11 protein-coding genes and 1 pseudogene are annotated in these 9,899 nt (G+C 68.2%); 6 read left to right on the top strand and 6 right to left on the bottom strand.

Translation table 11 applies throughout. The annotated features are described in order from the left end of the window. Positions 1–211 precede the first annotated feature (211 nt). Together AB0C96_RS21865 and AB0C96_RS21860 are read left to right on the top strand one after the other, a co-directional pair. Positions 212–1,441, top strand: a complete 1,230-nt coding sequence (locus AB0C96_RS21865; protein WP_362919348.1) for a helix-turn-helix transcriptional regulator — start codon at positions 212–214, stop codon at positions 1,439–1,441. A gap of 313 nt (positions 1,442–1,754) precedes the next feature. Next, positions 1,755–2,114 (top strand): hypothetical protein, encoded by a 360-nt coding sequence (locus tag AB0C96_RS21860; RefSeq protein WP_362919347.1) that lies wholly within the window; start codon positions 1,755–1,757, stop codon positions 2,112–2,114. 178 nt (positions 2,115–2,292) lie between these two features. On the opposite strand, the gene AB0C96_RS21855 is transcribed toward AB0C96_RS21860, so the two are convergent. The 3 genes from AB0C96_RS21855 to AB0C96_RS21845 form a co-directional block, all read right to left on the bottom strand. Beyond that, positions 2,293–2,760 (bottom strand): NUDIX domain-containing protein, encoded by a 468-nt coding sequence (locus AB0C96_RS21855; protein WP_362919346.1) that lies wholly within the window; start codon positions 2,758–2,760, stop codon positions 2,293–2,295. A 92-nt stretch (positions 2,761–2,852) separates the two neighbouring features. Further along, positions 2,853–3,416, bottom strand: a complete 564-nt coding sequence (gene cyaB / locus AB0C96_RS21850) for a class IV adenylate cyclase (RefSeq protein WP_362919345.1) — start codon at positions 3,414–3,416, stop codon at positions 2,853–2,855. Positions 3,417–3,431: 15 nt separating this feature from the next. Then, positions 3,432–4,283 carry a helix-turn-helix domain-containing protein gene (locus AB0C96_RS21845; RefSeq protein WP_362919344.1) on the bottom strand — a complete coding sequence of 284 codons (852 nt, stop codon included), beginning with the start codon at positions 4,281–4,283 and terminating at the stop codon, positions 3,432–3,434. Positions 4,284–4,575: 292 nt separating this feature from the next. Here AB0C96_RS21845 and AB0C96_RS21840 point away from each other — a divergent pair, with 292 nt between their 5' ends. Both AB0C96_RS21840 and AB0C96_RS21835 read left to right on the top strand, forming a co-directional pair. Then, entirely contained in the window at positions 4,576–4,776 is a 201-nt protein-coding gene (locus AB0C96_RS21840; RefSeq protein WP_362919343.1) for a hypothetical protein, read from the top strand. Further along, positions 4,776–5,171, top strand: a complete 396-nt coding sequence (locus tag AB0C96_RS21835; protein WP_362919342.1) for a hypothetical protein — start codon at positions 4,776–4,778, stop codon at positions 5,169–5,171. Before AB0C96_RS21840 ends, AB0C96_RS21835 begins: the two co-directional genes overlap by 1 nt. Before the next feature lie 293 nt (positions 5,172–5,464). Here the strand turns inward: AB0C96_RS21835 and AB0C96_RS21830 are convergent, their stop codons facing one another. Both AB0C96_RS21830 and AB0C96_RS21825 read right to left on the bottom strand, forming a co-directional pair. Then, on the bottom strand, positions 5,465–6,166 hold the full coding sequence (locus tag AB0C96_RS21830; RefSeq protein WP_362919413.1) for a response regulator transcription factor: 702 nt from the start codon (positions 6,164–6,166) through the stop codon (positions 5,465–5,467). A gap of 125 nt (positions 6,167–6,291) precedes the next feature. Further along, on the bottom strand, positions 6,292–7,515 hold the full coding sequence (locus tag AB0C96_RS21825; protein ID WP_362919341.1) for a histidine kinase: 1,224 nt from the start codon (positions 7,513–7,515) through the stop codon (positions 6,292–6,294). A 351-nt stretch (positions 7,516–7,866) separates the two neighbouring features. On the opposite strand from AB0C96_RS21825, the gene AB0C96_RS21820 reads away from it, so the two are divergent. Together AB0C96_RS21820 and AB0C96_RS21815 are read left to right on the top strand one after the other, a co-directional pair. Further along, entirely contained in the window at positions 7,867–8,664 is a 798-nt protein-coding gene (locus tag AB0C96_RS21820) for a hypothetical protein (RefSeq protein ID WP_362919340.1), read from the top strand. Positions 8,665–8,936: 272 nt separating this feature from the next. Continuing rightward, positions 8,937–9,497 (top strand): transglycosylase family protein, encoded by a 561-nt coding sequence (locus AB0C96_RS21815; protein ID WP_362919339.1) that lies wholly within the window; start codon positions 8,937–8,939, stop codon positions 9,495–9,497. Here AB0C96_RS21815 and AB0C96_RS21810 read toward each other — a convergent pair. Continuing rightward, positions 9,491–9,808 (bottom strand): annotated as a pseudogene (locus tag AB0C96_RS21810) (hypothetical protein); the annotation flags it as partial. The gene AB0C96_RS21815 and the pseudogene AB0C96_RS21810 sit on opposite strands and share 7 nt — an antisense overlap. Positions 9,809–9,899: the final 91 nt, after the last annotated feature.

Raw genomic sequence — 9,899 nt, 5'->3', positions numbered from 1 at the left:
GCAGTTGGCCGCCCGCAGTTGGTGACAGGAGTCGGCGAGCTGTAGGGGCGGGTGCACTCCTGGAATGTGGCCATCGACTAATCCGCGTCGGGCGGGTGGTCTTCGCTGACGCCGCCGTCAGCCAGCAGGCGGTCAAGCATCGTAGATCTGCCCACGGCCCCCGCCCCGGCCGTACGCTGGCTGGGACGGCCACGCCACCTAGGGGGCACGCATGGATCTGTCGGACGAGCTCAGTACCGGTGAGCGGATCAGGGTGCTGCGGGAGTCGCGCGGCATGACACGGGCCACCCTCGCCCACCTCTGTGGGCGAGGTCCTGACTGGCTGAAGAAGATCGAGGCGGGGGAGCGTGAACTCCGTTCTCATACGCTGCTGTTGCGCCTCGGTGCCGCCCTTCAGGTCTCGGATCTATCCGTTCTCACCGGGGACAGTCAAGGCCCGGCGCAGCTGGTGCCTCTTGGCAGGCTGAACCATCCGGCCATGCCGGAGATCTGGACTGCGGTGATGAACCGCTCGCTGACCGCTGCGGTCACGGGTCCCCTGGACCCGGCGGTGCTGCAAGGCCGGGTCGACCAGACGTGGCGCCTGTGGCACACCTCCGAACGCAACCGCACCGAGGTAGGGGCGTTGCTCCCGGGGCTCATCCGCGACGGCGAAGCCGCGGTGCGGGCGCTCGACGGCGAGCGGCGCCGTGCCGCCCTGGTGGCGCTGTCGGATGTGTACCGGCTCACGGGGCAGGCCACTGCCTATGTTGCGCCTGCGGAACTGGCGTGGGTCGTTGCGGACCGCGCCCTGTCCGCAGCGCAGGACGCCGACCAGCCTGCCGCCATTGCCGCCGCCGCATGGAACATGGGCAACATCCTGCGCGAGACGGCCTATCCCGAGGAGGCGTTGCGCATCGTCACCGAGGCTGCCGACCTCATCCGGCCCCATCTCGACGGCGCTCCGGACGACTGGCGCGGTATCTACGGCGCTCTTCAGTTGCACGCCGCGGTCACGGTGGCGCGCGAGGGCCGCGAGGGCGACGCGTGGCGTTACTGGGACAAGGGCGACCAAGTCGCGAAGTCTCTGCCCGCCTCGTACGTCCATCCGTCCACCGTGTTCGGTCGGGCCAATGTCGATTTTCACGCTGTCAGCGTCGCGACTGATCTGCGCAAGGCGCAGAAGGCTCTTGGCCTCGCTGACGACCTCGACCCCGACGTGATGCCCTCCCGCGAGCGGCGCGCCCGACTGTGGGTGGAGGTGGCCCGGGGGCACCTCCAGCGTGGTGACCGGACCGCGGCCCTGCACGTGATGCAGATGGCCCACCAGATCGGCGCCGAGACCGTCAGCTACACCCCGTCCGCCCGCGTCGTAGCCGCTGACTTGTGGCGTTCCGCGCCACGCGCGATGCGCAAGGTGGCCGGCCGACTGGCGGAGGCCGTCGGGGTCTCCACCGCCTGACCAGGGGGACATACAGGGACAGGGGGACGGTTTGTCCCCCTTCTTTGTTGCATCGGCCCCTACGGTGACGCACCTGCCTCCGCGTCGACCGAACGGGGTGACACATGTACCTGCCGCTGGGTGCCCGATTGCACGCATCGACCCGACGGGATGAGTCGCTCACCAGCGACGGTGCCACAGGGGAGATCCGCGTTCCGCTACAAGGACATGGATCATGAATTCTGCGGAAGAGTTTCGCGGGAATCGCCTGAATCGATACAAGTTGAAGTGAGGAATCGTCGCTGTGAGTAGGAGTCGTCAAGTATCCGCAGCATTGAAGGATTTCAGGGAGGCCAAGAAGGCGATTGAGGAAACATTCAATGCGTCAAGTGCGCCTGAAATCGTTGCGGCAGTGCTGCGGCACGATCTTCCGCGCGACGGAGTGTGTGCAAATGGCTTTAGCTACTCGGTGCATGGGATCGGCTACACGGTTACGCTCCCAGACGGTGGACAGGTGCACCTCGATGGAAGCCGCGACGGGGACTTCTTCAAGGTGTACGGCCTGGCGTTCTATTTGGAGAGTTCGTCGAAATTCGAGGAGATGGACATTTCTGCCATCAAGCATGAGTGTGCCATTTTGGTGGAGCGAGGAGAAATCCATCAAGGTCGTAAGGGGGATTACTATCTGAGATAGTGCGACGCAATCTGGCGAAGTCGGCGTCCCGCGGTTGGTCGTTGAGATCCCCTTGTCGGGCCGGATGCCCCTTGCTCAAGGGTGCGAGGCGCGAGCGGTGGGGGATTCGTGCGCTATCGCGCAGAGGCTCTCTGAGAGTCTGGAACCGGTGGTGAGGTGGTTCTTCCGCGCATGCCGACTACCGGGCGGCGGGCATATTGCCGTCGCGCCAGTCGTTCACGCGCTTCCTGATGCTGGGGACCATCGGAAGCGTGTCGATCTCTTCGGGCTCGAACCACCGGACATCCGTGGATTCTTCGGACACTGATAGTTGGCCACCCGCGGGTCGCGCCAGGAAGCAGATGGAGAACACTTGCCGTACTTCGCCGTCGTCGTATGCAAAGACGTGACGAGGGTTGGAGTAGGTGCCGACGATGCCCACGATCTCGATGTCGAACCCGGTCTCTTCTCGGGTCTCCCTCATGGCGCATTCCGGCAGTGACTCGCCGATGTGCATGGCGCCACCGGGGAGTGCCCACATGCCGTTGTCGCGTCGACGCTGGAGCAGGATGCGGCCGGAGTCGTCGACAACGACCGCAGATGCAGCCGGAACCAAGCTGTTCGCGGCAGGGGCGTTCGGGTCGTCTTCGTAGTCGCGCCTACTCATTGCCGGTGCCTTCCCATACTGGAGTGGTGGCGGCGCCGAGCAAATAGACTTCACCTGGGACGGCGCAACCCTCATCGAATCGAGTACGCCCGTCATTCCATGGCACGCTGGGCCGCTACAGCGTCTGTATAGAGCTCTGTCGTGAAGTCGTCTGCGCGGATGCCGAGTTCATCCATGGCAGAGCGGATATCGGCAAGCGCTGATGAGAGTTCCTTCTCTTCCGGGACCATGGTTTCGACTTCCAGGAAAGTTCCTTCGATCTCCGGTACTTGGACCAGGGTGGCGAGCAAGCTGCGCCCGCGAGAGCTGAACTCGTAGTTCCGGCATCGTTTCTGGAATGCGATTGCCGGTACGTATCCGAGTCCGCGTAGCATCGCATGAACGGCCTCGGGGTTGTCCACGCGCGTTTCGTGCTCCGGCTTCGAGCCGGACTCCGGATCAAGCCGTGAGCCCTTGTACGTGAGGACGGAGCGCGTTGAGTTTGGCCCATGGATCGTGCGGACCCTCAATTCTTGACCCTCTGCGTCGAGGCTCCCCGACGGGTCGTCGTAGTAGGTGTCGTGATAAATCTCGGCCCGCCCTTCCGTCAGTCGGTCAAGCTGTCCCATGACGTGCTCAGGGTTGCGGACACGCGCTTTCAGCTCTGCCTCAATCAAGGCACGATCCTCCGTTCAGACGGTGCGGATTCCTGTTTCAACCATGGACGCGAACATTCGCTGGAACCCTCGATACAGCGGGCCGTGCGGGGTCTCCATGACCTTGTAGGTAGCCGATTCGTGTCCTTCCCAGCCGGCATCGAAGGCCGAGACGAACAGGGTGTCGTCCAGCCTGATAATGCGCCATGTTGGACGCATCTCGTAGCGGTAGACCTGAAGGTCGCAAACGCTCGACAGCTCACGCAAGCGAGCCTCGGCCAGTTTGACGCCGCCGGCGAGCGATTCAGCTGATTCTCCGATTTCGGTCGCGCGCTCGGCAAGTGCGGGCGATTCAGGGTCAAGCAGCAACACCCGAAGTTGCAGTGTCTGCTGCCCTTCTCGCTGAGTGAGTGACGAACGGAGTAGGGAATCCTTCAGGCCGACAAGGCCGAGTCCACGCACGGCAAGGACGTCCAACTGTCGGGCTGACGTGGCAAGTTGCTGGATGTCCCGTGAGGCGGCGGCTTGAGTGGCATACACCCGGACGACTTCCGGGAATGCGGCCAGATCGAACGCCCGCTCGCCGCTGCGCATGTCACGCGCTGGTGCAAGGCCGAGCAAATGCCGCGCCTCGTCGGGCATGTTCAGCCCGTCCGCGATTCGCTCGAACACCTCAAGGCGGGTGACCTCTCGTCGTCCGTTGATGACCTCGTTCACCCGAGCCTGTGTCATGGCTACGGCAGTGGCAATCCTGGCCTGGCTCGCCCCGCCGTATTGCTGGACGCGGCGGAACACCGCGCCCATGTTGCGTTCCCGTAAGGCTTCGCGAACTTCGGCCCGCTGCCAGGCCCACTCGGGCAATTCGATCGGTACGAGTGCCGTCGCCATGATCGTCCCCCGGTATCGCAGTGGGATGAAGAGTCATCTCACGGTGAGATTACCGCCGGGATATAGGCCCGCGCCGCCCTTGCGCTGAATCCTGACCAAACGAGTACGACAGACCCCCGCGGCCGTGGCGACGGCCCGGGGGAATGGCCATCAACCCCGGGAGGTTGACGACGTGCCCCAAACCATCGCGAGACTGGCTGTGCCGCTGCTGCGGCTGTTACTGCCCCCGCGAGGGCGTCACCGCTCCGCCGGCTCGTTTCCCGCCGTGAGGTGCGAGGAGGCAGCGACGCTCGTGCTTCCCCGCGTGCCCGGCGGGCGGACGGGGCTGCTGCGGGGTGAGGACGCGGCCCTGATCCGGCCGTACGTCCTCACGCCAAAGGAGCGACAGGAGCGGCGGTTGCAGTATGGGCGGCGTCAGCGGGCGTTGTGGTTCGCAGCGCACGGAGGCGACCCCGGGCCGGGCTGGATTCCCGTGGTGGAGGTGGCGGGCTGATGAGTGCCGCTGACAGCATGCGGCTCCTGCCGTGGCTGAGCCCGGACGGGAAGCCGTGCTTCCTGGCAGGCGACGGGAAGGGGTTCGTGTCCCGTCTTGCCGATGATGTGGAGGCGGTGCAGCTGGACGCGGCCGCCGAACTCATCGAGGAGGCGCGCCGATTCCTTGATGCGCGTACGTGGACGCCCGGCGAACTGCACCTGCTGGCTGTCGAATTGACCGCAGTCCTCGCCAATGTGCACCGGGTGGCGGAGAGCCGGGGCGCCCGCCTGCCCGCGCCGGACGACGACGGCCCCGACGTGGACGGTGCCGATGACGCCCTGGACGACGGTGATGAGGCTCTGGACGACGACGACCGAGGCGGGCCGCGACTCCCGGCGGAGGCGTTCGGATGAGCCGGGCACGGGTTACGGGCGCGGGGTCGCGGCTGCGCTACTGGGCGGAGGAGGCCTGGGGGCGGCACGTCAGTCAGCGGGAGCTGTACCGATTGCTTGATCAGGTGCGTGCGGAGTGCAAGGGCCGTACTGCGTGGGTGGATGAGCTGACCGAGGGGGATCAGGCGGCGTTTCTGCGCAGGCTCGCCGAGCTGGTCCGGTCCGATCGGGCGCAGGAATCCAGGGGAGGGCCGTGAGGGCACGGGCGGGCCGGGGCGCCGGGGAGCCGTACCCCCCGGCCCGTGCCGTGGCCGCTACTCCCGCAACGCAACCCCGTGCTGCTGAGCCAGAATCGCCGCCTGGACCCGGCTCCGTAGGTTGAGCTTCGACAAGATCCGGCTGGTGTGGGTCTTCACCGTGCCCTCGGCGAGGTTGAGGGTTTCGGCGATGGCGCTGTTGGCCAGGCCGCGGGCGATGCAGGCCAGGACCTCCAACTCCCGCTTGGTGAGGGTGTCGAGGGCCTGGGCAGAGCCGTCCGGGAGGGAGGGGCCGGCGGCCGGTGGGCGGCCGGCGAACTCGGTGATCAGGCGGCGGGCGATGGCCGGGGTGAGGAAGCCGTCGCCGTGAGCCACCTCGCGCACCGCGCTGACCAGGACGGCTGGTTCGGCGTTCTTGAGGATGAAGCCGCCGGCGCCGGCCCGGAGCGCGCCGAAGATGTACTCGTTGAGGTCGAAGGTGGTCAGGACCAGGACTTCGGCGAGGCCGCGCTCGACGATGCGGCGGGTGGCGGCGACGCCGTTGAGCTGGGGCATCTGGACGTCCATGAGGACGACGTCGGGGCGGAGTTCGGCGGCCATGCGGACGGCAGTTTCGCCGTCGCCGGCCTCGCCGACGACCGTGATGCCCGGATCGGTCTGGAGCACCAGTACCAGCCCGGACCGTACGGCGGCCTGGTCGTCGGCGACCAGGACGCGGATGTCCGGGGACTGCTCCGTCGGTTTCAGCGCCGACCGGATCGCCAGGCTGTCCAGCCGTCCGGCCGTCGCCGCGTGCGTCACTAAGTCCTCCACTGCTGCTCCACCTCTCGTCACCGCCCCCGTTCTGGATCCCGGGCCGGGTGTCGTCAAGACACGGCTACGGCCTAGGAGTTCTGGGTCAGCGGGAGCACCGCCCGTACCCGCCAGCGCCCCGGGGCGGTGCGGTCGGGTCCCGCGTCGAAGATGCCGCCGACCAGGGCGGCGCGTTCGGACATCCCGGCGAGCCCGGCGCCGGCCCCCGTGATCAGCTGCTCGACGGGGCGTTGCCGGGTCCGGCCGTCGGCGCGTGCCAGCGGGCTGTCGACCGAGATGGTCAGCTGCTCGGCGCCGGCCTCGCAGCGGATGCGCACCCGGCCCGCCGAGGCGTGCTTGAGGACGTTGGTCAGCGCCTCCTGCACGATGCGGTACGCCGTCACCTCGATCACCGAGGAGACTTCGGGGAAGGTCTCGGGGAACTCGGTGTGCAGGGTCAGCGCCGCCGCGTCGGCGGCCGGGCGGGCCTGTTCGACGAGCGCGCCCAGGGCGTTGAGCTGCGGGCGGTCCCAGTCGTCGTCCACGCCCCGGTCGGAGCGCAGCAGCACCACCATCCGCCGCATTTCGGCCAGCCCCTGGACGCTGTTCTCACGGATCACGGCCAGCGCCCGCAGCACCGGGTCGTCGTCCGCCGCGTCGTCCGCCCCGTCGTCCGCCGCCCCGGCGCCCTGTGCCTCCTGCCGCTTCGCCTCGGTCAGCGACAGCACGGCGCTGGAGTGGATGGCGATCGCGCTCAGGTGGTTGGCCACCAGATCGTGCAGCTCACGGGCCATACGGGTGCGCTCGGTCTGGAGCACGGTCTTGCGGTCCAGCTCCGCCAGCCGGTTGATCTGCGCGGCGCGCTGCCGCTCGGCGTCCGCCCGCTCCTTGTGGTTCCGTATCAACACGCCCGTCCACACCGGGGAGATGAGCAGCAGCGCGACGATGAGTCCGGTCGTCACGCCCTCCGAACGGTTGCTGATGACGATCAGCGCGACGGTGGTGGCGAGGGTGACGACGACGGTCCCGACCTGGAGGAGCCGGCACAGCCACGGCGCCCCGTAGAGGGCTGCCGCGTACAGCAGGTCCGTGTAGACGAGCACCGGCCCCAGGCCGCCGCTCGCCGCCATCTCCACGATCACGGTGAGGGTGCCGACGGCGACCGCGAGCGGGGGGTGGACACTGCGGAAGGCGGTCGCGGCGCACAGCACGAGCACCGGGAGGACGGCCTCCCAGGTGGGGATGTCGCCGCCCATGACCCGGGGGCCGCCCACGACGTACAGAATCAGACAGCCGGCGAAGAATCCCACTGCCATTCTGAGGTCGCGGAGCGGAAGAGGGCGGCTCCGTGCGTGCGTACTGGTGAAATGGCGTAACCACACACGAGGACAGTACTTCGGGGTGTTGCCCGTTCTCCTGGCCCTGGCGCCCGAATTTGGGGCGGTCTGCCGTACATCGAAGTATGTAGCCGGACATCACCAGGAGGGATGACTCGAAGACTCCGGAGGATCTGCAAACTTGGGATGTCTGTATCGATCGATGTAGGCGAAAAAGGGGGAAGCACCACACGGGGGATGCACCGCACGGGGGATGCACCACACGTATGACGGGCCGCCACTCACCCAGTACGGCCTTGGTACCGCTCGACTGTGGAGGACGGAAAGTACGTGGAAACGAACGCCGCTCTTCTCGAACTCTGTCCGGAACGCCTCGACCGGGACGTTCCCGGCCACCCGCACGACCCCGCCCGGGCCCGCCGGGCGCCGCTCGCACCCGCACGACCGCACCCGCACGACCGCCTCGACGACACCGTGCCCACCTCCGTCCCCACCTCCGTCCCGGTGTTCGTCGTCCCCATCGGTTCCGACCCGTCCTCCCCCACCGCCCGGTCCACCCGATCCGCGAAGGTGCTGTCCCCGGACCACTGCCTGGGGTTGAACGGCCACTCCCGGGCCACCCTCGACGGTGCGTCCCGCAGCTGGCTGCTGGCCCGGCTCCCCGGCCGGGTGGGCGCCGCGATGGACGCCGCCACGCACTGGGAGCTGTACGGAACCCGTGGCCTGCTGGTCGTGGCGTGCGGCGAGGACGCCCGCCAGATGGGGTTCTCGGTGGAGTCCGTACGCCGTGGGGCGAACCCGCCGCACACCCCGTACGAGGTGCTGACCGCGCACGAGTCCCAGCTCGCGGCCGGCTGCCCGACCGCCGAGCGGGAGCGGCTGATCACCCGTTTCTGGGTCCGCAAGGACGCCGCCATGCAGGCCGTCGGCCGCGGGCTGTCCATCGCTCCGGAACGCATCGAGGCCGGCTTCCCGACCGACCGCGGAACGGTCGCGGTCCCCGGTCCCTACGGCATGGAAGTCCCGGTTTCGGTACGGAACTTCACCTTCTCCCCCGCTTACGAGTTCGCCGTCGCCACCCCCGAACCGCTTACCCTCACCCCCTCTCTGGCCTATTCGGTCAGCTGAATGCCCGTTTCGACAGAACGACCGGTCGCACCCGCCGGGAATTCCCCGCCATTGGCGTGAAATGATTCCCCGACGCGGCGCGGCCGGTGGTAACGGCTCCGATATGGCGGAACGGTCCGGAGCACGCTCCGCGGCCACCCGGGTGAAACACACGCATGTCGCCGCGCCCGAAGCTGCCGAAAAGCATATTGACGGGTTAGTTGGAGCGTGCCCACTGGTCGTGGCGGCTGGTTCGCCACGGCGTTGCCGGAGCACAGCGGAGGATTCCCGTCATGCCGTCGCCCCTCGCCAAGCGGTCCGTCGCAACGATCCTGTCCCTGGTGCCGGCCCTGCTGGTCGTCTTAGGCCCGGCCGGACCGGCCGCCGCCACGACCGCCGCCACGACCGCGCCCCCCGGAACACCGGTGCCCGACTGGGAGCGCATCGCCGACTGCGAGAGCAGCGGCCGCTGGCACGTCAACACCGGCAACGGCTACCACGGCGGCCTACAGATCGACCCCGACACCTGGCGCGCCTACGGCGGCGGCCGCTACGCCCCGCGCGCCGATCTGGCCACCCGCACCGAACAGATCGCCATCGCCGAGCGCATCGTCCGCGACCGCGGCCTGTCCGCCTGGCCCAACTGCGCCTTCGCCCTCACCGCCCCGCGCGCCGCCAAGCACCGCAGGCCCGACGACGGCACGTCCCTCTGCGTGCTCAACCCCGCCGCTCAGCGCAGCGAGCCGACCAGCACGCCGAGCGAGGTCAGGGCCAGGAAGAGGACGCTGGCGGCCATGCCGCGCCGTATCCAGCGGTACTTCGTGGCCACCACCTGTGACAGTGCGGCGAACTGACTGACGTCCCGCTCCAGCGGATCGGTCCGCCGCACGGCGGAGCTGAGCGCGCGGGCGGAAGCGGCCCCGAGGGCGTCCCCGAAGTAGTGCACCCGGTGCCGCCGTGCCGTTCCGGTGCGGGGGACGATGACCATGCCCAGCAGGAGGAGCGAGGGCAGCAGGGCCGCGCAGCCGCTCCAGAAGAGCACCTGGGCGACCGGGCCGTAGCGCAACGGTGTGACGGCACCGGAGGTCACCGCGCCCAGCAGGGCCGTCGCGGCGACGCCGAGGACGGAGAGCAGGAAGCCGGCCTTCTGGTCCGCCTTGAGCATCTCCTCGCGGGTCTCGGTCAGCAGCAGGCGGGCCAGGGCGTCGCTCCGGGAGTTCTGAGGGTCGCGGTGCGGACCGCCGCCCCGCCTCGAA

Origin of the sequence: Streptomyces sp. NPDC048506, assembly GCF_040651315.1 — a bacterium.
Lineage (GTDB): Bacteria > Actinomycetota > Actinomycetes > Streptomycetales > Streptomycetaceae > Streptomyces.
Note: the sequence above shows the minus strand (reverse complement) of the source record. Positions and strands in the feature narration are given on the sequence as shown.

Excerpts from the sequence above, each read along its gene's own strand:
- AB0C96_RS21845 (WP_362919344.1), bottom strand. The coding sequence starts at position 4,283 with ATGGCGACGGCACTCGTACCGATCGAATTGCCCGAGTGGGCCTGGCAG.
- AB0C96_RS21835 (WP_362919342.1), top strand. The coding sequence starts at position 4,776 with ATGAGTGCCGCTGACAGCATGCGGCTCCTGCCGTGGCTGAGCCCGGAC.
- AB0C96_RS21865 (WP_362919348.1), top strand. The coding sequence starts at position 212 with ATGGATCTGTCGGACGAGCTCAGTACCGGTGAGCGGATCAGGGTGCTG.
- AB0C96_RS21855 (WP_362919346.1), bottom strand. The coding sequence starts at position 2,760 with ATGAGTAGGCGCGACTACGAAGACGACCCGAACGCCCCTGCCGCGAAC.
- AB0C96_RS21825 (WP_362919341.1), bottom strand. The coding sequence starts at position 7,515 with ATGGCAGTGGGATTCTTCGCCGGCTGTCTGATTCTGTACGTCGTGGGC.
- AB0C96_RS21815 (WP_362919339.1), top strand. The coding sequence starts at position 8,937 with ATGCCGTCGCCCCTCGCCAAGCGGTCCGTCGCAACGATCCTGTCCCTG.